The organism is Alterirhizorhabdus solaris (assembly GCF_007785815.1).
Taxonomy (GTDB): Bacteria; Pseudomonadota; Alphaproteobacteria; order Sphingomonadales; family Sphingomonadaceae; genus Alterirhizorhabdus; species Alterirhizorhabdus solaris.
This window is the reverse complement of sequence record NZ_VNIM01000059.1, coordinates 1-25,260: the sequence shown is the minus strand read 5'-3', so window position 1 is coordinate 25,260 and position 25,260 is coordinate 1. Positions and strand designations below refer to the sequence as shown.

Annotated in this window: 26 protein-coding genes; 11 read left to right on the top strand and 15 right to left on the bottom strand. The window is 69.2% G+C overall.

Annotated features, from left to right (window positions below):
- From FOY91_RS13960 to FOY91_RS13945, 4 genes are all read left to right on the top strand, one after another.
- Nucleotides 1-729: N-acetylmuramoyl-L-alanine amidase family protein (locus FOY91_RS13960; RefSeq protein ID WP_145153113.1), on the top strand; the 729-nt coding region annotated here is incomplete at its 5' end.
- Between the two features lie 67 nt (nucleotides 730-796).
- Complete coding sequence (locus FOY91_RS13955) at nucleotides 797-3,295, top strand: penicillin-binding protein 1A (protein WP_145153110.1); 2,499 nt, start codon at nucleotides 797-799, stop codon at nucleotides 3,293-3,295.
- Nucleotides 3,296-3,373: 78 nt separating this feature from the next.
- Nucleotides 3,374-4,501 (top strand): peptide chain release factor 2, encoded by a 1,128-nt coding sequence (gene prfB / locus FOY91_RS13950; RefSeq protein WP_145153108.1) that lies wholly within the window; start codon nucleotides 3,374-3,376, stop codon nucleotides 4,499-4,501.
- Nucleotides 4,501-5,220 carry a class I SAM-dependent methyltransferase gene (locus tag FOY91_RS13945; RefSeq protein ID WP_145153105.1) on the top strand — a complete coding sequence of 240 codons (720 nt, stop codon included), beginning with the start codon at nucleotides 4,501-4,503 and terminating at the stop codon, nucleotides 5,218-5,220. The genes prfB and FOY91_RS13945 overlap by 1 nt, the downstream gene beginning before the upstream one ends.
- A gap of 29 nt (nucleotides 5,221-5,249) precedes the next feature.
- Here the strand turns inward: FOY91_RS13945 and FOY91_RS13940 are convergent, their stop codons facing one another.
- Nucleotides 5,250-5,648 carry a JAB domain-containing protein gene (locus FOY91_RS13940; RefSeq protein ID WP_162527236.1) on the bottom strand — a complete coding sequence of 133 codons (399 nt, stop codon included), beginning with the start codon at nucleotides 5,646-5,648 and terminating at the stop codon, nucleotides 5,250-5,252.
- 193 nt (nucleotides 5,649-5,841) lie between these two features.
- Here FOY91_RS13940 and thyA point away from each other — a divergent pair, with 193 nt between their 5' ends.
- On the top strand, nucleotides 5,842-6,738 hold the full coding sequence (thyA, locus tag FOY91_RS13935) for a thymidylate synthase (RefSeq protein ID WP_145153099.1): 897 nt from the start codon (nucleotides 5,842-5,844) through the stop codon (nucleotides 6,736-6,738).
- 9 nt (nucleotides 6,739-6,747) lie between these two features.
- Here the strand turns inward: thyA and FOY91_RS13930 are convergent, their stop codons facing one another.
- From FOY91_RS13930 to FOY91_RS13915, 4 genes are all read right to left on the bottom strand, one after another.
- A complete protein-coding gene (locus FOY91_RS13930) occupies nucleotides 6,748-8,994 on the bottom strand; it encodes a xanthine dehydrogenase family protein molybdopterin-binding subunit (protein WP_145153096.1) in 2,247 nt (748 codons plus the stop codon).
- Nucleotides 8,995-9,005: 11 nt separating this feature from the next.
- Nucleotides 9,006-10,019 carry an FAD binding domain-containing protein gene (locus FOY91_RS13925; protein WP_145153093.1) on the bottom strand — a complete coding sequence of 338 codons (1,014 nt, stop codon included), beginning with the start codon at nucleotides 10,017-10,019 and terminating at the stop codon, nucleotides 9,006-9,008.
- Nucleotides 10,016-10,525, bottom strand: a complete 510-nt coding sequence (locus FOY91_RS13920) for a (2Fe-2S)-binding protein (RefSeq protein ID WP_145153090.1) — start codon at nucleotides 10,523-10,525, stop codon at nucleotides 10,016-10,018. The genes FOY91_RS13925 and FOY91_RS13920 overlap by 4 nt, the downstream gene beginning before the upstream one ends.
- A gap of 106 nt (nucleotides 10,526-10,631) precedes the next feature.
- A complete protein-coding gene (locus tag FOY91_RS13915; protein WP_145153087.1) occupies nucleotides 10,632-10,835 on the bottom strand; it encodes a hypothetical protein in 204 nt (67 codons plus the stop codon).
- 194 nt (nucleotides 10,836-11,029) lie between these two features.
- On the opposite strand from FOY91_RS13915, the gene FOY91_RS13910 reads away from it, so the two are divergent.
- Entirely contained in the window at nucleotides 11,030-12,652 is a 1,623-nt protein-coding gene (locus FOY91_RS13910) for an NAD(P)/FAD-dependent oxidoreductase (RefSeq protein ID WP_145153084.1), read from the top strand.
- Nucleotides 12,653-12,664: 12 nt separating this feature from the next.
- Here FOY91_RS13910 and FOY91_RS13905 read toward each other — a convergent pair whose 3' ends face one another.
- The 5 genes from FOY91_RS13905 to FOY91_RS13885 form a co-directional block, all read right to left on the bottom strand.
- Nucleotides 12,665-13,321: a MarC family protein gene (locus tag FOY91_RS13905; RefSeq protein ID WP_238995700.1), complete on the bottom strand. Its 657-nt coding sequence runs from the start codon at nucleotides 13,319-13,321 to the stop codon at nucleotides 12,665-12,667.
- Nucleotides 13,322-13,337: 16 nt separating this feature from the next.
- Complete coding sequence (gene folD / locus FOY91_RS13900; RefSeq protein ID WP_145153081.1) at nucleotides 13,338-14,228, bottom strand: bifunctional methylenetetrahydrofolate dehydrogenase/methenyltetrahydrofolate cyclohydrolase FolD; 891 nt, start codon at nucleotides 14,226-14,228, stop codon at nucleotides 13,338-13,340.
- A 1-nt stretch (nucleotide 14,229) separates the two neighbouring features.
- The gene (locus tag FOY91_RS13895; protein WP_145153078.1) at nucleotides 14,230-14,529 is read right to left on the bottom strand and encodes a YggT family protein; all 300 of its coding nucleotides are present in this window, start codon (nucleotides 14,527-14,529) and stop codon (nucleotides 14,230-14,232) included.
- Between the two features lie 66 nt (nucleotides 14,530-14,595).
- Nucleotides 14,596-15,195, bottom strand: a complete 600-nt coding sequence (locus tag FOY91_RS13890) for an OmpA family protein (protein ID WP_145153076.1) — start codon at nucleotides 15,193-15,195, stop codon at nucleotides 14,596-14,598.
- Complete coding sequence (locus tag FOY91_RS13885; RefSeq protein ID WP_145153073.1) at nucleotides 15,192-15,620, bottom strand: FecR family protein; 429 nt, start codon at nucleotides 15,618-15,620, stop codon at nucleotides 15,192-15,194. Before FOY91_RS13885 ends, FOY91_RS13890 begins: the two co-directional genes overlap by 4 nt.
- Before the next feature lie 26 nt (nucleotides 15,621-15,646).
- Here FOY91_RS13885 and FOY91_RS13880 point away from each other — a divergent pair, with 26 nt between their 5' ends.
- On the top strand, nucleotides 15,647-16,066 hold the full coding sequence (locus FOY91_RS13880; RefSeq protein ID WP_145153071.1) for an ATP-binding protein: 420 nt from the start codon (nucleotides 15,647-15,649) through the stop codon (nucleotides 16,064-16,066).
- A gap of 110 nt (nucleotides 16,067-16,176) precedes the next feature.
- The gene (locus tag FOY91_RS13875) at nucleotides 16,177-16,368 is read left to right on the top strand and encodes a hypothetical protein (RefSeq protein ID WP_145153068.1); all 192 of its coding nucleotides are present in this window, start codon (nucleotides 16,177-16,179) and stop codon (nucleotides 16,366-16,368) included.
- 33 nt (nucleotides 16,369-16,401) lie between these two features.
- On the opposite strand, the gene FOY91_RS13870 is transcribed toward FOY91_RS13875, so the two are convergent.
- The 3 genes from FOY91_RS13870 to FOY91_RS13860 are packed head-to-tail and all read right to left on the bottom strand — an operon-like array spanning nucleotide 16,402 to nucleotide 18,483.
- On the bottom strand, nucleotides 16,402-16,953 hold the full coding sequence (locus FOY91_RS13870) for a MarR family winged helix-turn-helix transcriptional regulator (protein WP_145153065.1): 552 nt from the start codon (nucleotides 16,951-16,953) through the stop codon (nucleotides 16,402-16,404).
- Nucleotides 16,940-17,854: a phytanoyl-CoA dioxygenase family protein gene (locus tag FOY91_RS13865; protein WP_145153063.1), complete on the bottom strand. Its 915-nt coding sequence runs from the start codon at nucleotides 17,852-17,854 to the stop codon at nucleotides 16,940-16,942. Before FOY91_RS13865 ends, FOY91_RS13870 begins: the two co-directional genes overlap by 14 nt.
- Nucleotides 17,851-18,483, bottom strand: a complete 633-nt coding sequence (locus FOY91_RS13860; protein ID WP_162527235.1) for an acyl-homoserine-lactone synthase — start codon at nucleotides 18,481-18,483, stop codon at nucleotides 17,851-17,853. The genes FOY91_RS13865 and FOY91_RS13860 overlap by 4 nt, the downstream gene beginning before the upstream one ends.
- A gap of 131 nt (nucleotides 18,484-18,614) precedes the next feature.
- On the opposite strand from FOY91_RS13860, the gene FOY91_RS13855 reads away from it, so the two are divergent.
- Nucleotides 18,615-20,018 carry a cytochrome P450 gene (locus FOY91_RS13855; RefSeq protein WP_145153057.1) on the top strand — a complete coding sequence of 468 codons (1,404 nt, stop codon included), beginning with the start codon at nucleotides 18,615-18,617 and terminating at the stop codon, nucleotides 20,016-20,018.
- A 222-nt stretch (nucleotides 20,019-20,240) separates the two neighbouring features.
- Here FOY91_RS13855 and FOY91_RS13850 read toward each other — a convergent pair whose 3' ends face one another.
- Nucleotides 20,241-21,014, bottom strand: a complete 774-nt coding sequence (locus FOY91_RS13850) for a helix-turn-helix transcriptional regulator (RefSeq protein WP_145153054.1) — start codon at nucleotides 21,012-21,014, stop codon at nucleotides 20,241-20,243.
- Nucleotides 21,015-21,318: 304 nt separating this feature from the next.
- Between FOY91_RS13850 and FOY91_RS13845 the strand changes: the two genes are divergently transcribed.
- Both FOY91_RS13845 and FOY91_RS13840 read left to right on the top strand, forming a co-directional pair.
- Complete coding sequence (locus tag FOY91_RS13845; RefSeq protein ID WP_145153118.1) at nucleotides 21,319-22,380, top strand: sigma-54 interaction domain-containing protein; 1,062 nt, start codon at nucleotides 21,319-21,321, stop codon at nucleotides 22,378-22,380.
- A gap of 108 nt (nucleotides 22,381-22,488) precedes the next feature.
- Nucleotides 22,489-23,061, top strand: coding sequence for a hypothetical protein (locus tag FOY91_RS13840; protein ID WP_203234576.1), 573 nt, complete (start codon nucleotides 22,489-22,491; stop codon nucleotides 23,059-23,061).
- A 39-nt stretch (nucleotides 23,062-23,100) separates the two neighbouring features.
- On the opposite strand, the gene FOY91_RS13835 is transcribed toward FOY91_RS13840, so the two are convergent.
- Nucleotides 23,101-25,260: coiled-coil domain-containing protein (locus FOY91_RS13835; RefSeq protein ID WP_476692375.1), on the bottom strand; the 2,160-nt coding region annotated here is incomplete at its 5' end.

The following is a 25,260-nucleotide window of genomic DNA, read 5'->3' as shown; positions in this document are numbered from 1 at the left end:
GTTGCTGCCCCGCGCGTCATCCGGGCGCGGGGCAGCAACCGGCCGCTGGTGGTGATCGACGCCGGCCACGGCGGGCACGATCCGGGCGCGCCCGGCGTCGACGGCCGCCACCGCGAGAAGGAGGTGACGCTGAAGATCGCCCGCGCCATCCGCGACGAGCTCAAGTCCTCCGGCCGGGTACGCGTGGCGCTGACCCGCGACGACGACCGCTTCCTCATCCTGGGCGAACGGCGCGAGATCGCGCGGCGGCTGAAGGCGGACCTGTTCATCTCGATCCACGCCGACAGCGCGCCCAATCCGGCGGCGCGCGGCGCCACGATCTACACCCTGTCCGAGGTCGCCTCCGACCGGGTGGCGGCGCAGTTGGCCGCGCGCGAGAACCGGGCCGACATCCTCAACGGCGTGGACCTGGGGGGTGAGAGCAGCGAGGTGTCATCGATCCTCCTCGATCTGGCGCAGCGCGAGACGATGAACGTCTCGGCGTCCTTCGCCGCCCTCCTCCAGCGCGAAATGTCGCCCAACGTGCCGTTCCGCACCGAATTCCACCGCTTCGCCGGGCTGGTGGTGCTCAAGGCGCCGGACGTGCCCTCCGTACTGCTCGAAACGGGTTACATGTCCAATGCGGAAGACGAGGCGCTGCTGCTGTCGCCCGATTACCAGCGCAACATCGCCATCGGCGTGCGCCGCGCGGTAGAGACGCATTTCGCCCGCCGACTGGCCAGGCAATAGCACGCCCCGCCCCCGTGAACGGCGCCGGGCTGGCAAACGCCGGCGGAAATGCTAGAGCCACCCGGTCATGAACGATCCCGCCGCCGAGACCCAGCATTTCCGTCTGCGGCGCGAGGCGGATGGCTGGCGTGGCCGCATCGGCCGACTGTGGGGCCGCCGCCTCGTGCGGATCGTGGCGGCGCTGGCCGTGCTGGCGCTCATCGGCTCGGTCGTGCTGTGGGCACTGTTCGCGCGCGGCCTGCCCTCGGCCGAGGCGCTGCTTACCTACGAGCCGCCGCTGCCCTCCACCGTGCGCGGGATCGACGGGATGCCCGTCCACAGCTTCGCGCGCGAGCGGCGGGTGGAACTGGCATTCGACGAATATCCTCGCCTGCTGGTCGGCGCCTATCTCTCCGCCGAGGACAAGACCTTCTTCGAGCATAGCGGCATCGATTATCCGGGGCTTGCCGGTGCGGTCTTCGATTACGTCAGCAAGATCGGCTCGGGCCGGCGCGCACGGGGCGGCTCCACGATCACCCAGCAGGTCGCCAAGAACCTGCTGGTGGGCGATGAATATTCGGTTTCGCGCAAGGTGCGCGAGGCGATCCTCGCGCACCGGATCGAGGGGGCGCTGACCAAGCCGCAGATCCTCGAACTGTACCTCAACCAGATCTTCCTCGGGCGGAACGCCTATGGCGTGCAATCCGCCGCGCGCGCCTATTTCGCCAAGGATGTCGGCGAGTTGACCCTGCCGGAAATGGCCTATCTGGCGATCCTGCCGAAAGCGCCCTCCAACTACAGCCCGGAACGCCACGCCGACCGCGCGATCGAGCGGCGCAACTGGGTGCTCGGGCAGATGCAGGCCAACGGCTTCATCACCCCCGCGCAGATGCGCGACGCGCAGGCGGCGCCGCTCGGCATCGTCGGTCGGCAGGCGCCCGAGCGGCAGGATGCCGGCGGCTACTTCATGGAGGAGGTGCGCCGTCAACTGATCGACCGCTACGGCGAGGCCGGCAAGGACGGGCCGCACAGCGTCTATTCCGGCGGTCTGTGGATCCGCTCCTCGTTCGATCCGGCCGTGCAGAAGGCGACGGAGACGGCCCTGCGCGACGGCCTCGTCCGCTATGATCGCGGCAAGGGCTGGCGCGGGCCGATCCGCCAGCTCGACCTGGCGCAACCGTGGGCGCCGGTGCTGAACGAGGTGGGCGTCGGCTACGACGACTGGCGCGCCGCCGTGATCCTCAACAAGTCCGGCGGCGAGGCGACGATCGGCTTTGCCGACGGCTCCACCGGCACGCTGCCGCGCTGGGCCGCCGCCATGCCGAAGCGCGGCGTGGGCGGGCAGGCGTTCGCCTTCATGAAGCCGGGCGACGTGATCGCGGTGAAGCGCGAGGGCGGCAACTGGGCCTTGCGCAACATCCCCGCCGTCTCGGGCGGCATGGTCGCGGAAAACCCGCACACGGGCCAAGTGCTGGCGATGCAGGGCGGGTTCGATGCCAAGGGCGCCTCGTTCAACCGCGCCACGCAGGCGCTCCGCCAGCCCGGTTCCAGCTTCAAGCCGTTCGTCTATGCCACCGCGCTCGAGAACGGAATGACCCCCGCTTCGATCATCGTCGACGGGCCGTTCTGCGTCTATCAGTCCGCCCGGCTCGGGCGGAAATGCTTCCGCAACTTCTCGGGCGGCAACGCCGGGCCGCAGACGATGCGCTGGGGCGTGGAGCAGTCGCGCAACCTGATGACGGTGCGCACCGCCAGCATGACCGGCATGAAGAAGATCGTGAAGACCGCGCGCGACATGGGCATCGGCGATTATTCCCCCGTCCTGTCGATCTCGCTGGGTGCGGGCGAGACGACGGTATTGCGGCTGACCAACGCCTACGCCATGCTCGCCAATCAGGGCCGCATGTTGAAGCCGACGCTGATCGATTATGTGCAGGATCGTCGCGGCAAGGTGATCTGGCGCGCCGACACGCGGCCTTGCGAGGGCTGCAACATGAAGGACTGGGACGGCAAGGCCATGCCCCGGCCACGTGCCCGCAGCGCCCAGGCGATCGACGCGATGAGCGCCTACCAGACCGTCCACATCCTCGAGGGCGTGGTCCAGCGCGGCACCGCCACGGTGCTGCGCGATCTCGGCCGACCGCTGTTCGGCAAGACCGGCACCTCCACCGGCCCCACCAACGTTTGGTTCGTCGGCGGGTCGGCCGATCTCGTGGCGGGCGTGTACATGGGGTACGATCAGCCGCGCCCGCTGGGCAGCTATGCGCAGGGCGGCACCGTGGCGGCTCCGATCTTCAAGCAGTTCGCCGCCGCCGCGATGAAGGACATGCCGGTCGTGCCGTTCCGCGCGCCCGCCGGCATCCGCATGGTGCGGATCGACCGGAAGTCCGGCCGGCGCGTGTTCGGCGCATGGCCATCGGACGAACCGAAGGCGGCGGTGATCTGGGAGGCGTTCAAGCCCGAGAGCGAGCCGCGCCGCACCATCCGCCGCGAGGAACTGACCCGGCGCAGCGACGCGCCCGCCGCCCGCCGCGCCGAGGCGGCGCGCGACAACGACTTCCTCCAGCGGCAGGGCGGGATTTACTAGCCCGGCCCGCGCCCTATATCGCCAGAGACGTACTCACCGGGCGCCCCCGCCCGCCGCCCATGTTCCAGGAGCACCGCGATGCGCGCCGAAGCGCAAGCCCACGCCGACAAGATCAAGCAGGCGCTCGCGCTGCTCCGCCGCTTTCTCGATTGGGATCGCGCGCTGCGGCGGCTGCACGAGCTGAACGCCAAGGTCGAGGATCCGACGCTGTGGAACGACCCGCGCGCCGCGCAGGAGGTGATGCGCGAGCGTCGCCGGCTGGACGAGGCGATCGGTGCGACCAAGGCGATCCAGACCGAGCTGGACGACACCATCGAGCTGATGGAGATGGCCGAGGCCGAGGGCGACACCGCGCTGGTCGATGACGGCGTGGCCGCGCTGGCGGCGCTTTCCGAACGCGCCGACACCGACAAGGTGAAGGCGTTGCTGGCGGGCGAGGCCGATGCCAACGACACCTATATCGAGGTGAACGCCGGCGCCGGCGGCACAGAGAGCCAGGACTGGGCCGGGATGCTCAGCCGCATGTACACCCGCTGGGCCGAACGGCGCGGGCTGAAGGTGGAGCTGGTCGATCATCATTCGGGCGAACAGGCCGGGATCAAGTCCGCCACGCTGCTGGTGAAGGGCGAAAACGCCTACGGCTATGCCAAGACGGAGAGCGGCGTGCATCGCCTCGTCCGCATCAGCCCGTACGACTCGGCGGCGCGGCGGCACACCTCGTTCGCCAGCGTCTGGGTGTATCCGGTGATCGACGATGATATCCAGGTCGAGTACAGCGAGAGCGACCTGCGGATCGACACCTATCGCGCATCGGGCGCGGGCGGACAGCACATCAACACCACCGATTCGGCGGTGCGGATCACGCATATCCCCACCGGCATCGTCGTGCAGTGCCAGAACCAGCGATCGCAGCACAAGAACAAGGCCGAGGCGTACAACCAGCTGCGCGCGCGCCTGTACGAGCGGGAGCTGGCGATCCGCGAGGCGGAGGCCAACGTGGTCGCCGCCGGCAAGACCGATATCGGCTGGGGCCACCAGATCCGCAGCTACGTGCTCCAGCCCTACCAGTTGGTGAAGGACCTGCGGACGGGCGTCACCTCCACCGCGCCGTCCGACGTGCTGGACGGCGCGCTCGACCCGTTCATGGCCGCAGCGCTCTCGCAGCGGGTGACGGGTGAGAAGGTGGACGTGGAGGACGTGGACTGATGCGCGCCCGCGTCGCCGGCCTGGCCCTGATGCTGCTGGCGAGCTGCGGCCCGGCGGCGACCCGGCGCGCGGCCGAACCGAAGCCCTCGCGCTTTCCGGCGGCGCATCGGCCGGTCGCGCCGATCGTGTCGAGCCGCTTTTCCACCGAGGAAGCGCGCGACCGGATTCGCGAGGCCGATACGGTGATGAACCGCGCCGACATCGCCAAGGGCATGACGGTGGCCGATATCGGCGCGGGCGAGGGCTATTACACCGTCCGGCTGGCGCAGCGCGTGGGCAAGAACGGGCGCGTGCTGGCGCAGGATATCGTGCCGGCCGTGCGCGATACGCTGGCCGAGCGGGTGACGCGCGAGGCGCTGGACAATGTGTCGGTCAAGCTGGGGCTGCCCGCCGATCCGAAGCTGCCGGCCGCCAGCTTCGACCGCATCCTGATGGTGCACATGTACCACGAGATCGCCGCGCCCTACGAGTTCCTGTGGCGACTGCGCCCCGCGCTGCGCCCCGGCGGGCGGGTGGTGGTGGTGGATGCCGACCGGCCGACGTCGCAGCACGGCACCCCGCCCGACCTGCTCGACTGCGAGATGAAGAGCGTGGGCTACACCCGCGTCGGCCGCACCGAACTGGCGGGTGCGGACGCGTACCTGGCGCTATACGAGGCGGTCGGCCCGCGCCCCGAACCGGAAGCCATCTCATCCTGCACGTTGATGACGCCGGCCTGAGGCGATGCCGGGCCGGATGGCCGACGCCGCTACAGCATTCCCATGACGCGCAGACTGCTCGACCGGCCCCCCGCGAAGATCAGATGATCGCGCACGCGGATGCCGAGCGGCCGCGCCAGCGCCACCAGCGCGCGCGTGGCGGCGAGGTCGTCCTCGCTCGGTCGTGGGTCGCCGCTCGGGTGATTATGCGCGATAAGGATGCCGACCGTCTCGAGGTGCAACGCATCGCGGATGATCGTTCGCAGCGGAAAGTGTACCTCGTCGCACATATCTGAATAATGCAGCCGCAGACCGATCAGGCCGTGATCCCTGTCGAGATGCGCCACACGCAATGATTCCCGGCGCATGCCATGAAAACCAGGCCCGAAAAAAGCGATTGCCGCCTCGCCCGAATCGATCCGTCGTCTTGCTGTCGCCGTACCCGGCATCGAAATTCCCGCCCCGTGAAACTGGACAGTGGCGCACACATAATTCTGCGGGAACGGGAAGATCGTCCGATCCGAAGCCTCTGCGGCCGCAGTGGTGCCTGTCTTGTCCGTTTCGGATGGACCATGCGGTGCTTGTCGCCCGACCCGCGGCGCCGTAGCGGAGGGCCAGCAGCCCCCTGAAAGAGCCGCCGACATGCGTGATCCCGAATATCAGTATCTCGACCTGATCGAATCCGTGCTCGAACGCGGCGACCGGCGGATAGACCGCACCGGGGTCGGCACCACCGCACTGTTCGGCGCGCTGCTGCGGTTCGACCTGTCGGATGGCCGCGCGCCGATCCTCACCACCAAGCGGGTCTATTGGAAGACGGCGATCAAGGAGATGCTGTGGTTCCTGACGGGCGGCACCAGCATCCGCCCGTTACTGGAGGCCAACGTGCGGATCTGGAGCGACTGGCCGCTCGCCCGCTACCGCGCCGAGACGGGCGAGGCGATCACGCAAGGAGCCTTCGAGGCCCGCATCCTCGCCGACGATGCGTTCGCCGCCGCGTGGGGGGATCTGGGGCCGGTGTACGGCAAGCAATGGCGCCGCTGGCAGGGCGCGGACGGGCGAGAGCACGACCAGATCGCCACCCTCGTCACGTCGCTTCGGAAGACGCCGGCCAGCCGCCGCCTGCTGTTCCACGGCTGGAACGTGGCGGACCTCGGCGACATGGCGCTGCCGCCGTGCCACCTGCTCTATCAATATCATGTCACGCAGAATGGCCGGCTCGATTGCCTGCTCTATCAGCGGTCGTGCGACCTGTTCCTCGGCGCGGCGTTCAACTTCGTCGGCGCCTCGGCGCTGCTGCTGATGCTGGCGCAGCAGGCGGGGTTGCAGCCGGGCGAACTGGTGTGGGTGGGCGGCGACGTCCACCTCTACCTCAACCATCAGGAGCAGGCCCGCGCCCAGATCGCGCGCACCCCGCGCGGGTTCCCGACGCTGCGCCTCGTGCGCCACGCCGCGAGCATCGACGACTATCGCATCGAGGATTTCGTGGTGGAAGGCTACGACCCCCACCCGCCGATTCACGGCGAGGTGGCGGTGTAGCGATCCGGCCTAGTCCTGCAGCTTGTCGATCGTGATCGGCAGCGAGCGGACGCGCTTGCCGGTGGCGTGGTAGATCGCGTTGGCCACGGCGGCGGCGGTGCCGACGATGCCGATCTCGCCGACGCCCTTCACCCCCAGCGGCGTCACCTCCGGATCCGGCTCGTCGACGAAGATCACCTCGATCGAGTCGATGTCGGCATTGGCCGGCACATGATATTCGGCGAGGCTGTGGTTCATGAAGCGGCCCAGCTTCGTGTCCATCATCGTCTCCTCGTGCAGCGCCATGCCGATACCCATCACCACGCCGCCCAGGATCTGGCTGCGTGCGGTCTTGGGGTTGATGATCCGCCCCGCCGCCACCGCGCACACGATGCGGGTGACGCGCACGACGCCCAGTTCCTCGTCCACCTTCACCTCGGCGAAGGTCGCGCAATGGGTGTTGCGGGACTTGCGGATCTGGCTGACCATGCCGCTGATCCCGGCACTGGCGGTCTCCTCGACCTCGATCGTCTGGAGATCGGCGGCGCGCATCGCCTCGGTGAATTCGACGGCGATGGCGGGATCGGATTTCAGGACGATCCGCCCGCCGTCGAACGTCACGTCGTCGATCCCGGCCGAGCCGAGCGGCTTGCCCTCGATGCTGGAGGCGGCCTTCAGCAGCTTCTCGCCGATCGCCCGACACGCCACCTGCACCGCCGCGCCGACCGAGGCCGCGCCCCATGAGCCGCCCTCCACCGGCGCCGCCGGCAGATCGGAATCGCCCAGCCGCGCGGTGATCCGCTCCGGCGGCAGGCCCAGCGTGTCGGCGGCCACCTGCGTCATCACCGTATAGGTGCCGGTGCCGATGTCGGAGAGCGCGCTCGCCACCTCGAGGTCGCCGTTGGCGGACAGCTTGGCGCTGGCCGACGTCTTGGAGAACATCGCGTCCCACATGCCCGTCGCCAGCCCCCAGCCGACCAGTTCGTGGCCATCGCGCATCGTGCGCGGCCCCGCCTTGCGCCGGTCCCAGCCGAACGCGGCGGCCCCTTCCGCAAATGCCTCGCGCAGCGCCTTGCTGGTGAACGGCGTCCCGTTCATCGCATCCTCTTCAGAGTAGTTCAGCAGGCGGAAGGCGAGCGGATCGAGTTTCGCCTGCTCGGCCATCTCGTCGATCGCGATCTCGAACAGCGCCATGCCCGTCGCCGCGCCCGGCGCGCGCATGTCGCCGCTGGTCGACGTATCCATCGGGGCGATCGTGTAATCGCCTGAGGCATTGGGGCAGGCGTAGTTCATCATTCCCCAGATGACGACGTCCTCCATATGGTTCTCGTATCGCGAGGTGGAGGTCGTCGCCGAGTTGAGGATGGCGGTCAGCCGCCCGTCCATCTCGGCACCCAGCCGCACCGTCTGCACCGCTTCGGGGCGGTGGACATGGGTAAACATCTGCTGGCGCGTCAGCACCACCCGGACCGAACGCTCCAGCATCGTGGCCGCCAGCACCGTCAGATAGACGTGATACTGGGGCCGCAGGCCGGAGCCGAAACCGCCGCCCACATAGGGGTTGAGCACCCGGATTTTCTTGGCCGAGATGCCGAACACGGAAGACAGATAGGCCTGCACGTTCTGCGGCCCCTGCGTCTTGTCGTGCACGGTGATGCTGCCGTCGCCGTGCCACTCCACGGTACTGGCATGCATCTCCATCGGGTTGTGGTGCTCGGTGGCGAGGCGGTATTCGGCGTCCACCTTCAGCGGCGCGGCGGCGAACGCCTTCTCGGCATCGCCGCGGTTCTTCGGCGGATGAAAGGTGTTGCGCTTCTTGGCGGGCAGGAACTTCTCCGCGAGCGCCTTGTCGAAGTCGGTGTTGTGCGCCTCGGCCTCGTAGCTGATCTCAACCAGCGCTGCGGCGTGGCGCGCAGCCTCGAACGTCTCGGCCAGGACGAGCGCGACGGGCTGGCCGCTGAACATCACCTTGTCGTCGTAGAAGGGGCGCAGCGGCGATCCCGGCGGGCCGACCTGATCGTGGTGCGATCGATCCAGCCACGCTGTGCGCGGACGGTTCTCATGCGTCACGATCTCCACGACGCCGGGTACGGCGCGGGCGGCGCGGTCGTCGATCGCGGTGATGCGCCCCTTGGCGATCCCGCTCGATACGGCAAAGCCGTAGAGCATTCCCGCAGGGCGATGTTCGGCGGCATACTTCGCCGCGCCCGTGACCTTGGCGATGCCGTCCACCCGGCTGAGCGGGGAGCCGATACCGATGCGTGCTGAACTGGCCATCGTCTTCTTCCTTATGCCACGCGCTTGTCGGTCTGCGACTGCGGCGTACCGTCCGCCGCCTGCCGCAGTGCGCGTACGATCGCCTTGCGCGCCAGGCCGATCTTGAAATCATTGTCGCCGTGCCCGGTCGCGCCCTCGGTGATGGCGTGGGCCGCGGCGAGGAAGGCATTGTGCGAGGGGGTTTCGCCGTGAAGCACGCTCTCGGCCGTCTTCACCCGCCACGGCTTGTGCGCCACGCCACCAAGGGCGACCCGCGCCTCGACGATCCGTCCGTCCTCGATCTTGAGCGCCGCCGCCACCGAGACGAGCGCGAAGGCATAGGACAGCCGGTCGCGCAGCTTGAGGTAGGTGTAATGTCCGGTGAAGCGCTCGTCCGGCAGGTCGATCGCCGTCACGAGTTCACCGGGGGCCAGGTTATTGTCCTGCCAGGCTTCCGCGCCAGGCAGGCGATGATAATCGGCGAAGGGGATCGCGCGATCACCGTCAGGGCCGGTCACCTGCACCGTTGCGTCGAGCGCAGCCAGCGCCACCGCCATGTCGGACGGATGCGTGGCGATGCAGGCCGCACTGGCGCCGAGGATCGCGTGGATGCGATTCACCCCGCCGATCGCGCCGCAGCCCGATCCCGGCTCGCGCTTGTTGCAGGGCGTGGCGGTGTCGTAGAAATAGTAACAGCGGGTGCGCTGGTTGACGTTGCCGCCGTTGGTGGCGGCATTGCGCAACTGAGGCGACGCGCCCGCGAGGATGGCGGACGACAGCAGCGGATAACGCTCCTCCACCCGGGCGTCCCACGCCGTATCGGCGTTGGTGGCCAGCGCGCCGAGCCGCAGCCCGCCGTCCGGCAAGTCAGAGATATCGTGCAGCGGCAGCCGGTTGATATCGACCACCCGCACCGGACGCTCGACATTCTCCTTCATCAGGTCGACGAGGTTGGTGCCGCCGGCCAGATAGCGCACGTCGCCCGGACTGCCTTCGCGCACAGCCTCGGCCACGTCGGTGGGGCGGGCATAGGAAAAGCGGTTCATTTCGCCGTCTCCTTTTCCAGCACTTCAAGCACCGCGTCGGTGATGTTGGTGTAGGCGCCACAGCGACAGATGTTGCCGCTCATCATCTCGCGCACGTCGTCGCGACTGGTGGCGCGCCCCTCCGCCAGCAGCCCGGCGGCCGAACAGAGCTGGCCCGGCGTACAATAGCCGCACTGGAAGGCGTCATGGTCGATGAAGGCCTGCTGCAACGGGTGCAGCTTATCCGCGTCCGCCAGCCCCTCCACGGTCACGATCTCGGCCCCGTCTCGCGATACCGCCAGCGACAGGCAGCTGTTGATCCGCTTCCCGTCGATCAGCACGGTGCACGCGCCGCACTGGCCGTGATCGCAGCCCTTCTTGGTGCCGGTCAGCCCCTCCTGCTCGCGCAACAGGTCGAGTAGCGTCGTCCACGGCTCGACGGGCAAGCGGCGCAGCTGGCCGTTGATCGTCAGGCTGATCGTGATCGACCGGCTTTCGGTAGGGGTATCGAGCGTTGCGGTTGCCATGACGGTCCTCGGGGAGCGGTTTCCCTCAACAGAGCGCAACCGCGCGCGATCGGTTCCCGGCCGGCGGAGAAAGGCAAGTCGTTATGTTCGTGGGGATATCCGGAATTCAGCCCCGGGACGCGGCCGGTTCCCAAGCGGAGACGGGCAGTTGCGGCGGTTCGGCATCGGGGGACAGTCGGCGGATCTCATCCGCATAGATCATCGCCAGTGCACGATGCGCTGCCGCCGCCTCCACCGAATGCGACGCCTGTTCGGGTGCGATCTCCTGGCCGAAACGCCGACGATAATATGTCAGATCGTCTTCCATCATCCGGCGCTCTCCGCCCGCTCGATTATCTTATGCCATTGAAGTTATACGATCATAATTTGCTGTCCACCGCCTAGACGGGTCCGGTTGCCATGATTTCAGCCGGAATGACGCAATCGGCTTAACTCGTCGCGCACCTGTCGCCGCCTCGAACGCCACCGTGGCGCGAGAACCCCAAAACGATTATGGCACGCGCCATGCTTCGCGTCAGTGATATCAAGTTGCCCCTCGGCCACCCGCCCGAGGCGCTGGAACAGGCGGTGCGCGCCCGGCTGGGCATTCCGGCCGACATGGTGCTCGACCTCCGCCTCGCCCGCCGCGCCAACGATGCACGGCGCAAGACGGCGATCCTGATGGTCTATTCGGTCGATGTGACCCTGCCGGACGAGGCGGCAGTGCTGGCCGCCTGCGCCGGCGGTCCCCACGTCCGCCCCGCGCCCGATACCGCCTATCGCTTCGTCGCCCGAGCGCCTGCCGATACGCCGCGCCCGGTGGTGATCGGTGCCGGTCCATGCGGGCTGTTTGCCGGGCTGATCCTCGCGCAGATGGGGTTTCGCCCGATCATCCTCGATCGCGGCAAGGTAGTGCGCGAGCGGACGAAGGACACGTGGGGCCTGTGGCGGCGCGGCGAATTGCACCCGGAATCGAACGTGCAGTTCGGCGAGGGCGGCGCCGGCACCTTCTCGGACGGCAAGCTGTGGAGCCAGGTGAAGGACCCGCGCCACCTCGGCCGCAAGGTGCTGACCGAGTTCGTGAAGGCCGGCGCCCCGCCCGAGATCCTGACCGAAGCGCACCCGCACATCGGCACCTTCCGCCTCGTCACGATGGTGGAGGCGATGCGTCGCACGGTGGAGTCGCTCGGCGGCGAATATCGTTTCGGCAGGCGCGTGGACGACCTCGATATCGCCACCGCCCCGGACGGCACGCGCGCCTTGCGCGGCCTGCATCTGCACGACGGCGGCTATCTCGAGGCGGATCACGTCGTCCTGGCGATCGGCCACAGCGCACGCGACACCTTCGCCATGCTGCACGAACGCGGCGTGCATATCGAGGCGAAGCCATTCTCGGTCGGCGTCCGCATCGAGCATCCGCAGGCGTGGATCGACCGCGCCCGCTTCGGCGCCTGCGCGAAGCATCCCGATCTGGGGGCGGCCGCCTATACGCTGTCGCATCACTGCGCGAACGGGCGCACCGTCTACAGCTTCTGCATGTGCCCGGGCGGGCGCGTGGTCGCCGCCGCCTCGGAGCCGGGGCGTGTCGTCACCAACGGCATGAGCCAGTATTCGCGCGCCGAGTTCAACGCCAACTCCGGCCTCGTCGTCGGCATCGATCCGGCGCGCGACTATCCCGGCCACCCGCTCGCCGGGATCGAGCTGCAACGCCGGCTGGAGGAAGCCGCGTTCGTGGCCGGCGGATCGGATTATTCCGCGCCCGGCCAGCGGCTCGGCGATTTCGTCGCCGGCCGGCCGTCCACCGCGTTCGGCGAGGTGATCCCCTCGTACAAACCCGGCGTGAAACTGACCGATCTGGCCGAATGCCTGCCGCCGTTCGTGGTGGCCGCGATGCGCGAGGCGCTGCCGGTGTTCGGCCGCCAGATCGCCAACTACGATCATCCCGATGCGATGCTGACGGGGGTGGAGACACGCACCTCCTCGCCGATCCGCATCACCCGCGGCAGCGATTTCGCGAGCCTCAACACCGCCCGCCTGTTCCCGGCGGGCGAAGGTGCGGGCTATGCCGGCGGCATCCTGTCGGCCGCGATCGACGGGATCAAGGTGGCCGAGGCGGTGGCGCTCAGCATCGTCGGGCGGGCGGCGTAAGGATCACCCCGTTCAGGTAAAGCTGGCGCGGATCCCGTCGATCACGAACTGCGCGGCCAGTGCTGCCAGGATCACGCCCAGCACGCGGGTGATCATCGCCTCGATCTTCGGCCCCAGCACGCGCATCAGCGGCCCGGCCGCCAGCAGCGCCACGAGCGTCAGCAGCAGGATCGAGGCCATCGCCGCCAACACCACGATCGTGCCGACGAGGCCGTGCGCGCGTGAAGTGAGCAGCATCGCGGTCGCGATCGACCCCGGCCCGGCGATCATCGGGATCGCCATCGGAAATACCGAGATATCCTCCGCCTCGATCGGGCGATGCTGCTCCTCGGCCTCGCGGGTGATCGCCTCGGCGCGCTCCTCGCGGCGCTGCGTGCGCTTCTCGAACACCATCTCCAGCGCGATCAGGAACAGCATGATCCCGCCCGCCACGCGAAACGCGTCGAGGCTGATGCCGAGGATCCGCAGCAGGTCGCTGCCGATCAGCGCGAACACGATCAGGATGCCGCTCGCCACCGCGACCGAGCGGATCGCCATCGCCTTGCGGTGTGCCGCCGATCCGCCGCGCGTCAGCCCGGCGAAGATCGGCGCGCAGCCCGGCGGATCGATCACGACGAAAAAGGTGACGCAGGCCGACAGGAACAGCGCGGCGAGTTGCGCAGTCATCATCCCCCGAACCGCCGCATCACAGGCTCGCGTCGGCCAGCAGCACGCCGGCGCGGCGGTGCGCGGCCACCAGCGTATTGCGCAGCAGCACCGCGATCGTCATCGGCCCCACCCCGCCCGGCACCGGCGTGATCGCGCCCGCCACCTGCGCGGCGCTGGCGAAATCGACATCGCCGACCAGCCTGGTCTTGCCCTCGCCCGCGTCGACACGGTTGATGCCGACGTCGATCACCGTCGCCCCCGGCTTCAGCCAGTCGCCCGGCACCATGTTAGGCCGGCCGACCGCCGCGACGACGATATCGGCGCGCCGCACCACGTCCGCCAGATCGCGCGTACGCGAATGGGCGATGGTGACGGTGCAGCTTTCGCCCAGCAGCAGCTGCGCCATCGGCTTGCCGACGATGTTCGAGCGGCCGATCACCACGGCATCCAGCCCGGCCAGACTGCCCAGTCGGTCCTTCAGCAGCATCAGGCAACCCAGCGGCGTGCAGGGCACCATCGCCTCAAGCCCGGTCGCCAGCCGCCCGGCGTTCACGGGGGTGAAGCCGTCGACGTCCTTGGCCGGATCGATCCGGGCGATCACCGCCGCCTCGTCGATATGCTTCGGCAGCGGCAACTGAACGAGAATGCCATCCACCGCGCCGTCGGCGTTCAGCCGGTCGACCAGCGCGAGCAGGTCGGCTTGCGACGTTTCGGCCGGCAGGCGATGCTCGAACCCGGCCATGCCCGCCTCGGCGGTCATCTTGCCCTTGGATTTCACATAGACGGCGCTCGCCGGATCCTCGCCCACCAGCACCACCGCCAACCCCGGCACGCGCCCGGTGGCCGCCGCGAAGCCCGGCACGGCGGCCGCCACGCGGGCGCGCAGGGCGGCGGCGAACGCCTTGCCGTCGATGATCGCGGCGCTCACCTCAAGCACCCGCTAGAAATGGATACAGGTGCCGTTTGATAATAATTTCCTGCATGATCATAATCAGCAGCAGCACCACCATCGGCGACAGATCGAGCTGACCGAAATCGGGCAGGATGCGCCGAATCGGGCGATAGAGCGGCTGCGTCAGCCGATCGAGCGCGACCAGCACCGAGCGGACGAAATCGTTGCTGGTGTTGACGACGTTGAACGCCACCAGCCAGGACAGCACCGCCTGGATGATGATGATCCACCACAGCACGGTCAGCAGCAGATTGAGTATCTCGAGCAGAGCGAGCATTGGGCTTCCCGGTTTGTTGTCCGCCGGATGTAGCGGCGGCGGCGGGAAGGGGCAACACGTCCCGCTCTAGCGGACCACGACCTCTACCCGGCGATTGGCGGCCGCGCGCATCCCGTCGGCGGTGGCGACCAGCATGTCGCGCTCGCCCCGCCCCACCGCGCGGGTGGAGGCCGGATCGAGCCCCTGCGTTATCAGCACCTCGCGGATCTGCTGCGCGCGTTTCAACGATAGCGCGTCGTTATCCTCGGCGGAGCCGAGCCGGTCGGTGTGGCCGATCACCAGCACGTCCACCCCGTCGCGCCGGCGCACCTCGGCGATCAGATCGACCAGCACCGGCGCGGAGTCGGCCATCAGCCGGGTCGAATCCTCCTGGAAGTTGAGCGTGAAGTGTTTCGGCGGCGGCGGCAGATCCTCGATCAGGCGCCGGTCCCGGCGGGGGATGCGCGTCGGGTTCACCGTCCGCGGACTGATGCGTCCACTGGAAAGCCGGGCGCGCTCGTTGGCCTGCGCCAAGACCGCCGAGTCGTTGCCGCTCTTCTCGTCGATCACCGCCACCGCGCCCGCCGACGCGCCGTTTTCGCCCGGCAGCAACAGCACGTCGGAGGTGGCGCAGCCGCCCAGCCCCGCCGTCGCGACCAGCGCGGCGACGAGACGCGGCCCGATCACCGTACGTTCACCACGAAACGGGTGCCCCGCACGCCCAGCAGCGAGGTAGGCGTGCGCACCTTCATCGCATCCCTGCTCTCGTGCGCGATCTGGCCGGAGACGATCGCCAGCGAGCCGCGATCCACCCGCGTGACGAACGCGCCCTTGCGGGTCGTGTCGTCGAAGCGGTATTCCGACAGGGCGATCCGGCTGCCCGGTCCGGCCGAAAAGCGCGTGTTGTCCGAAAAGGTGATGCTGACGCGGCCGTCCTTGCCGGTGGCCACGACGTCGCCCTGTTCGACGGTGCCCCCCACCGTGGCGGGCAACCGTGCCGTGCCCCGTTCCACCACGGCGGCGCCCATCACCCGCTTGATCCGGCCGATCTCGGCAAAGGCGGGGCTGCTGGCGATCGTCGCTAGCAGGGCGAACACGAGCAGACGGCGCATGGGATGCTCCCCGATCAGATACCGCCATGCTAGACCCTGCCCCGATGGACGGCAATGATCCCGACACGATCCATGTCGCGGCGGACGACCACGCGGTCGCGCTGGCCACCGGGTTCGCACGGGGTTTTGCCCGGCGCCACCGGCTCGACGAAGACGCGGCGGCCCGGCTGGCGATCGTGATCGAGGAACTCGTCACCAATCTGGTGGAACATGGCGGTGCCCCCGGGTGCCCGATCGACCTTGCCCTCGTCCGGATGGCCGGCGTGGTGGATATCACCATCCTCGACAGCGGCACCCACTTCGACCCTCGCGATGCCGTAACGTCCACGCTGCCACCAGCGCGAGGCGGTGGCGTCGGCATCAGCCTCGTCCTCGCTTGGGCGACCGTGACGGACTATTGTCAGGCAAACGGTCGAAACCGCCTGATGTTAAGACTGCCGGCATGATCCATCCGTAATGGACCAGACTTTCCGGTTCCGCTCCTGCCCCGGGTGTATCCAGCCGCGTCGCCGAGACCCGCGAAAAGCGGGCAAGCCTCACGAACGAGAATGAAAAAATGTGGTCGCAAGCTAGAGACAAGGACGTCGAGCCGATATCGTCCGGCAATCCGATGCGCGAGAAGCTGCTCGTCGCGCGCCTCAAGATGGAGGACGCCCTGCGCCTGCTTGACCTGTACTCACAGTCCGCCGCCGCTGCGAGCGTCGACATGGCGCTGCACCAGCTCGATCGTGAGCTGTCGACGGACTGACGCGCGCATGCGCGGCCAGACACCCGGCCGCGCTCAGGCGTTCAGCGAGGTTTCGCCCGGCCGGAAGATCGCGGCATGCATCCGCTCCGCCGCCGCCATCTGCTCCTCCACGTAGCGGCGCATCGCTTCCGCCGCCGGAGGCGCCAGCTGCACGAGCACCCGGCGCTTGTCGACGCTGTCCTTGTGGCGCACCACCAACCCCTCGGCACCGAGCGTCTTGATCCAGCGCAGCACGGTCGTGTCCGGTACGTTGGAGGTGAAGCACAGGTTCGTCACCGGCACCTCGCGCCGCTCGATCCCGGCCACGAACAGGTCGAGCATGATATCCCACGCCGGATCGGCAAACAGGTGCCCGTCGAAGAAGTGATAGCGGCGCGCCCGCTCCGCGATCATGCGGCGGGAAAAGGCAAGCAGTTCCGGGTCGCCCCGCGCCGAGCGGGCGGCCGACTCGTCCAGTTCGATCGTGTCGAGAATCCGGCGCAGGCCGCGCAACGCCACGCGCAGTTCCTGCTCGCTCCCCGCCGGCGCCGGTCGCCGCGCGCCGGCAGGCTGATCGCCCGGCAGGGTTCGCTCAGTCGCCCGCATCGGCCGCCGCCAGTTCTTTCAGGAGATGGGTATCGACGATCACCTTCTGCGCCGGGGTGAACGAGTCGACCGTGGGCAGATAGTCCGGCACCTCCTCGCCCAGCAGCACCGAGGGGCACTGCCCGTCGAACGTGCCGAGGTTCGGCCGCTGCCAGCGATAGCCGATCATCGCCGCCAGTTCGGGATCGAGCGTGCGGGCGAAATCGCGGTCGTAGGTGAGGTTCTGGTTCTCGTAGGTCCGCAGCCAGCCCAGGCTGTAGCTGATGATGATCCCCCGCCTCGGCAGCACCGAGCGGTTGCTGCCGGCGGCGTGCAGCACGGAGCCGAGGAAGACGAACACGTCGCCGCGCTTCATTTCCGCCACCAGCGGCTCGCCCAAGTCGTCCACGCTCATCTTGTAGGTGGCATGCTCGTGGTGCGTATCGGGCCACACTTTCGTGGCGCCGTTATGCTCGGTGAAGTCGTCGAGCGGCCACATCACGTTGAACGAGAATTCCATCTCGCCCTTGGGCGCGGGCCACATCGTCTGGTCGCGATGCGGGATCTGTGCCGGTGCGCCGGGATAGATCGACAGCCCCTGAGACAGGTTGAGCTGTGGAAAATCGCACCATTTGCCGAGGATCGCGCGCGCCGCCGTCACGATCTGCTCGTGCATCGCCAGCTTCTGCGAGGTCGGCGCGCGCTTGAGCAGGCCGTGGAACCGCTTGGTCCATTCCCCGTGGAAAGCGCCGACCGAAAAGGGGGTCTTGTCGAAACGGTCGCCCATCTCGTCCTTGATCGTTTCGATCATGCCCTGCGGCACAGCCCCGCGCACGATCGCATAGCCCTGATCGATCAACGCGCGCGACAACGGATCGAGATCCTCGCGCGCGGCCAGATCGGCGAAGCGTGCCGGGATCATGCCGCCCTCGCCAGATCGGCGGCGGACAGCGTCAGCACGGGCGTGTGCAGCCCCAGCCGGGTGCGCATCCGGGCCAGCGTGTCGGCCTCGATATGGATCTGCAGCGCCTCGATCGTCTCGCCCTCATACTCCGTGGGCAGGCACAGCGGCGTCACCCGCCAGCCGACCGAGAGCAAGGCCGGCACGCGCTGGCTTTCGGCCACCAGCACGTAACTGTCGATCCGGTTGAGCACGGCGAACTCGACCAGCCCGAGCGCCAGCAGGCGATGGACCCGCAGCAGCCGCGATCCGGCCTGCCCGTTCACGCTGGCGACGAGGCGCGAAATCTCCCAGATGGTCTCGCCGCGCACCGGCCCCTCGGCGCACAGGTCGGCGAACACGCCTTCCATCAGATGCGCGCCGGTGGTGGGCAGCAGCCGCACCGAGCCACGATGCGATCCGTCCGCCGCATCCCGCGCCATCAGATATACGGCGGCGTCGTTGTCGTAATCGTCGAGTTCCAGCCAGCTGCCCGGCGTCTTCAGGCGCCAGCCCAGCTGATCGACGAACACGCGCTTGCGATCATGGTACATCTGCATCAGCGGCGTGGAGAAAGCGTGGCGATCGTCTGGATGGATGGTGTCGATCATGGCGCGGCCCCTGTTATGTGCCGTTCCGAAATCGCACTTCGCGAGGCGAAAGGGCATCCCGGTAACTACCGGGGATTAACCCTTTGGTAATAGGTCTATGGATCGGCAAATCCTTGCGAGGCGCCGAGTCGATGACCATCCAGTTCCCCACGCCCGTCGCCGCCGAACCCGTGCCGGAACGGCAGGTCTTCGCCAAACCCGTGTTCGATCGCGTCGGCGGGGACGATCTGGCGCACATCCCGGGGCGCAAGGGCCTGCCGTGGCTGGGCACGCTGCCCGAGGCGGTGGTCGATCCCTACCGCTTCACCAAGCGGATGCACGAAACCTACGGCGACGTGCATCGCTTCTACGCCTGCGGTAACTGGAACGTGCAGCTTGTGGGCGCCGAAGCCAACGAGTTCGTGTTGTTCGACAGCGCCGGCAACTTCTCGTCCGCAGGCGGGTGGGATCCGGTGTTCGGCCGGCATTTCCAGGGCGGGCTGCTGCTGCGCGACGGCAGCGACCACAACCGCCACCGCAAGCTGCTGGCCGCCGCGTTCAAGCAGCACCAGCTCGAGGGCTATCTGCGCATCTTCGACCGGGTGATCCGCGCCGACCAGCCGGAATGGCGCGAGGGGGTGACCGAAACCTACGGCGCGGCGCAGCGGCTGGGCTTCAAGATCGGCTATGCCAGCTTCCTCGGCCGGCCGGAGGCGGATGCCGCCCCGATGGACCTGTGGTCGTTCCGCTCGCTGATGCGGACGAGCACGTCGATCGTCACCTTCCCCTTCCCCGGCAACAGCGAGTGGCGCGCGGCCAAGGCCCACCGCCACGTCGTGAGCTTGATCGACAGCGCGATGGCCGATCCGCTGACCGAGACGCGCGGCGACCTGCTCGCCAACCTGCTGCGCCAGCAGGACGAGCAGGGGCTGACCCGCGAGGAGATCATCGGCCACATGGTGTTCGTGATCGCCGCCTCCTACGATGCGCTGTCCTCGGGCATGACCTCGACGATCTTCCACCTGAGCCAGAACCCCGAATGGCAGGCGCCGCTGCGCGAGGAGCTGACCGGCATCATCAAGGGGCCGGAAGACGTGACGCTGGCGAACCTCGCCAAGTGCCAGATCGCCGATCGCGTGTTCAAGGAGGCGCTGCGCCTCAACGCCGCCGCCCCGGTGTTGTGGCGCCGTGCGGTACGCGACTGCACGTTCAAGGGAGTGAACATCCCGTCCGGCACGGTCACCGGGGTCAACCCGATGCTCACCCACCTGCTGCCCGGCGTGTGGGGCGACCAGCCGACCCGGTTCGACCCCGATCACTTCCTGCCGGAGCGGGTGCGGTCCCGGCACAAATACGCCTATGTGCCGTTCGGCGGCGGCGCCCACGCGTGCCTCGGCATGAACTATGCCTCGCTGGAGGCCAAGCTGCTGCTGCGCCACATGCTGGATGGCCGCCGGATCGAGATGGCACAGCCGACCGCGCCCAAATTCTACCATTGGCCGAACGCGCGCCCGCTAGGCGGGCTGAAGATCAGGCTAGCCCCGATCGAGGGGTGAGGGAGCGCGCGAGGAGCAGCATCACGTCTGGATCGATCGAGGTTATCCCGACGCCGCTTGGAGTGACGCCCCCTGCCTTACGTCACCCCAGCGACCGCCGGGGTCTCCGCGTGACCATTCTTCCCGGCTGTCGACGGGAGATGCCGGCGTTTGCTGGCATGACGGACGGCGGCGGATCGGGACGGCTGCCGAAAAAACGATGCGATACGGCCTACATCGCGATCAGTGCAGCACCTCCGAAAAGCTGATCTCGCTGGAGAACAGCGCGCGCACCACCAGTTGCTGCCGGGTCGCGACCACGTAGCGACGCTTGGCCGCCTCGACATACTCGTTCACGGTGCGCGGGCGCAGGCCGAGGATTTCCGCGATCACCCCGTCGCTCTTGCCGCGCGCCACCTGGATCAGGCAATCGCGCTGGCGCTGCGAAAGCGGCGCGGGGTCGGGCGACGGCCCCTGCGCGGTCATCTCGCCCGCCAGCCGCCGCGCCGCCTCGAACCCGAACGCGCCGACCGACTGGGCAGCGGCGAAGTGGGCGCGCGGCAACGGATCGGCGCCCACCGCGAAGTGGCAGGAGCCGAGGATCTCGCCGGGGATATTGTTCGGCACGGTAAAGCCGTTGACCAGCCCGAACTTCGCTGCCTCGCGCATATAGGCGTGGTCGCCCTCGCGCAGCGAGATCAGCGTGGGGATCTGATCCCACGAGAAGCCGACGCCGGCGCGCTCGCTCGCCCGCAGCACGGGATCGCGCGTCAGCCCCAGCTCGCGCAGGCGGCCGATGAACTCCACCGGGTAATTGGTCAGCCGGATGCCGGGCACGATCCGGCCGAAATCCACATGATTGACGATGGCGAAACGGTCGAAGCCGAGCCAGGCCGAAATGTCGGCCACCGCCGCCGACAGATCCGCCATGCTCCCGATCTTGTGCGCGGTGGCGGCAAACTCCTGCACCGCGCGATAAATCGTCCGTCCGTCCGCATCCGCCCGAACGGTCTGCATCGTCGACCCCCTGTAAAACAAGCGTCCTTAGTTAGTGGCCTGTTAGGCTTTCCGACGCAAGCATCCTCACGTCGTCGTGCGTGAATCGCACGCGGCCGCCCCGGCGGTCGAGACTCGCCGTTTCGCGCCCGATCATGGGTCGCGCGCGGCGAAATCATCCGCCTTGTCGGCTTTGGCGGGGATGGGTAACTCTCGAACGGGCTGTGGAGAACATGGCAGGGGTCGCGGTGGTTCGAATGGCGAAGGCAGAAAAGGCGCACCCTCTCGCGGCGGGGACCGGCCGCGTGCGCGCCGCGCCATGACGATGCCGTGGAAGCCCGAGCCGACCGAGGGGCTTGCCTCGCGCGCGCTGCTGATCGGCGAGAGCGCGTCGCTGCGCGTCGTGCGCCGCCTCATCGGCCAAGTCGCGCCGACCAGCGCCTCGGTGCTCATCACCGGCCCGTCCGGCAGCGGCAAGGAGATGGTGGCCCGCGCGATCCATGCCGAAAGCACGCGCGCCGCCGGCCCGTTCGTAGCGGTGAACTGCGGCGCCATCCCGCGCGACCTGCTGGAGTCGGAACTGTTCGGGCACGAAAAGGGCGCCTTCACCGGGGCCGTCACCCAGATGCGCGGCCGGTTCGAGGATGCCAACGGCGGCAGCCTGTTCCTCGACGAGATCGGCGACATGCCGGCCGACATGCAGGTGAAGCTGCTGCGCGTGCTGGAGGAACGCTGCGTCACGCGCGTGGGCGGCCGCGCGCCGATTCCGGTGGACGTGCGGATCATCTCCGCCACGCACCGCGACATCGGCACCGCCATCGCCGACCAGCGGTTTCGCGAGGATCTCTATTACCGGCTGGCGGTGTTTCCGGTGCACCTGCCCTCGCTGGCCGAGCGGCGGGACGACGTGCCGCTGCTGATAGAGCATTTCCTGCGCCTGTTCACCGAGCCGGGGCGCGAGATCCGGCTGACCCCGCAGGCGCTGGACGAGCTATGCGCCTATCGCTGGCCCGGCAACGTGCGCGAGTTGCGCAACATCATCGAGCGCGCGGCCATCCTGTTTCCGGACAGCACGATCGGCGTGGACGAGGTGGCGCTGTTGCTGCGCCGCGCGCCCTCCGCGCAGAATGGCGAGCGCGAGGCGCTGTGGGCCAACGCCACCCCGCCGCTGCCGGCGCCCCGCCCCGTCACGCCCGAGACGGAGGCGGCGGTGGGCGGCCCGATCGACCTGAAGTGGCTGGTCGCCGAGTTCGAGCACCGCCACATCGTCGACGCGCTGCGCCGCTGCAACGGCGTGGTGGCGGACGCCGCCCGCCACCTGTCGCTCCAGCGCACCACGCTGATCGAGAAGATGAACAAGTACGGCATCCCGCGTTCGCGCAGCTGACCGCCAAGGACCGGTCGTTACATGAACGGATCGTTGTTTGCGGTTCACGCAACCGCAGCGCCGGCGGGCGGTTCAGTCAGCGTCTTACGAACGATCCAGGGAACGACCATGCGCAACTTCATCATCGCCGGCATGCTTGCCGCCATCGCCCTGCCCGCCGCCGCACCGGCGCTCGCCCAGCCTGTGCCCGGCCCGGGTGGCCCCGGCGGGCCGGGTGGCCCCGACCGCGAACTTCGCCACGAAGAGCGCGAGGCCCGCAAGGACTATCGCCGCGACGTCCGCGAAGTGCGGCAGGACCAGCGCGAGGCGCGTCGTGACGATCGCCGTGACGATCGACGTGACGGCCCCCGCGGCAACGACCGGCGGGACTATCGCGGTTTCGACTACAACCGGCCGGACCCGCGCTACGGCAACTATCGCGCCGACCGCTATTACACGCAGGGCAACAACAACGGCCGGCGTCTCGGCGTAAACGATCGCATCTATCGCGGTGGCGACAACCGTTACTACTGCCGGCGCAACGACGGTACGACCGGGCTGATCGTGGGTGCGCTGGGCGGCGGCGTGCTGGGTAACGTGATCGCGCCGGGCGGCTCCAAGACGCTGGGCACGATCCTTGGCGGCGGCGGCGGGGCGCTGCTCGGCCGCTCGGTCGATCGTAACAACGTCAGCTGCCGCTGAAGCCACAGGCGGCCTCGCCCCCACGGGCGGGGCCGTCCCTCATTGGGCCAGCAGTCGCTCCGCCCCGCCGAGATCGACCGACACCAGACGGCTGATTCCGCGCTCCACCATCGTGACGCCGAACAGCCGGTGCATCCGCGCCATGGTGACGGCATTGTGCGTGACGATCAGGTAGCGCGTCTGGGTGTCGGCCACCATCCGGTCTAACAGATCGCAGAACCGCTCGATATTGGCATCATCCAGCGGCGCATCCACCTCGTCCAGCACGCAGATCGGCGCGGGGTTGGTCAAGAACAGCGCGAAGATGAGCGCCACCGCCGTCAGCGCCTGTTCCCCGCCCGACAGCAACGTCAGCGTCGCGAGCTTCTTGCCCGGCGGCTGCGCCATGATCTCCAGCCCGGCCTCCAGCGGATCGTCCGAGTCGACGAGCGCAAGATGCGCCTCGCCCCCTACGAACAACGTGGTGAACAGACGGCGGAAATGCCCGTCCACCGCCTCGAACGCGGCCAGCAGCCGCATCCGCCCCTCCCGGTTGAGGCTGCCGATCGATCCGCGCAGGCGGGCGATCGCCTCGCCCAGCTCGGCGCGTTCGCGCGCGGCGGTATCGCGCGCCGCGTCCACCTCGCCCAGCTCCTGCGCGGCCACGAGATTGACCGGGCCAAGCCGCTCGCGATCGGCGCCGAGCCGGTCCAGTCGTGCGGCTTCCTCGGCCGGGGGGGAGACGTCGGCGGCGATGAACCCGATCCTTTCGGGCAGTACCACCGCCGGGCACTGGAACCTCTCGCCCGACACCCGGCTCGCCTCCACCCGCCGCGCCTGATGGCTCTCCTGCCGCGCCGCCGCCCCGGCCCGCGCCTCGCGCGCGGTGGCGAGTGCCTCGGCAGCGTCAGCCAGCGCGCGTTCGGCAAGGCGCGCTGCCTGTTCCGCCGCTTGCTCGGCCGCCCGCGCCCCGGCGGCGGCGGCGGCGAGCGCGGTGTTCCGCTCGGTCCCCTCGGCGATGCGGGTATCCAGCAAGGCAGGCCGGTCGGCGAGCCTCGATATCTCGCCGGCGACGGACTCCGCACGCGCCGCCATTTCGGCGACCCGGCGGGCGGCGTCGCCGGCACGCGCGCGCCACCCCTTCGCCTCGGCCCGGGCGGCCTCCTGCCGGCGCCGGTCCGCCTCGATGGCCTGCGCCAGTGCCGCCGCCTGCGCGCGCGCCTCGGCCAGTGCACTGCGCCCCGCCTCGGCGACCTGCCGCAGCGCCTCGACCGCGGCGCGCGTCGCCACGCCGTCGGGCAAGGCAGCGGCGGCCTCGCGGGCGCGGATGTCCTGCGTGGCGGCCTCGGCGTGGTCGGCCCCGGCGCGCGCGGCCCGTTCGGCCACCGCCTCGCGCCGGGCCGACAGGCGTTCGAGCGCGACGGAGGCCGCGTCCTCATCCTGTCGCGCGCGGCGGGCGGCGGCCTCGGCGGCGACGACGCGAACACGGGTGGCGGCGATCTCGCCTTGTGCGCGATCGAGCGCGGCGCCCGCACCGGCGAATGCCGCCGCCGCCTCGTCCACCGCCGCCCTTGCCGGGGCCAGCCGGGCATTCAACGTGGCGAGGCGGTTGACCCGCACCAGTCGCTCGGCCGCCGCCGCGCCGACATCCTCGGCGACGAATCCGCCCCACCGCCGCACCCGCCCGGTGCGCGTCACCAGCCGTTGCCCCACCGCCAGCGCGATGGTGCCGTCGTCGCTGTCCGTCACGCCGACCTGCGCCAATCGCCGGGCGAGCTCCGGCGGGGCCGAGACGTGATCGGCCAGCCGTGCCATCCCGGGCGGCAGGGCCGGGTCGCCCGCATCCGCCGCGCTGCCCGCCCAGCGGCGCTTGCCCGCCGGGCCGATCGCCGCATCGATATCGTCGCCGAGCGCGGCCGCCAGCGCATGTTCGTACCCCGGCGAGGCGGTGATCCGCGCCAGCGCCCGATCCCCGCCGCCACCGCTGTCGAGCGCGCGGGTGAGCGCGCGCGCCTCCGCCTCCAGCCCGGCGAACGCGGCCTGCGCGGTGGCGCGCGCGGATTGCGCCGTATCCCGCGCCGCCGCCGCCGCCTCGCGCTCCCGCTCGGCGCGTGCCAGTGTGGTCGCCGCCTCCACCCCCGCCGCTTCCGCCGTGTCCCGCGCGAGCAGAGCCGTCGCGCGCCAACGCCTCGACCGGGCGGAGGCCGAGCGGGCGCGGGT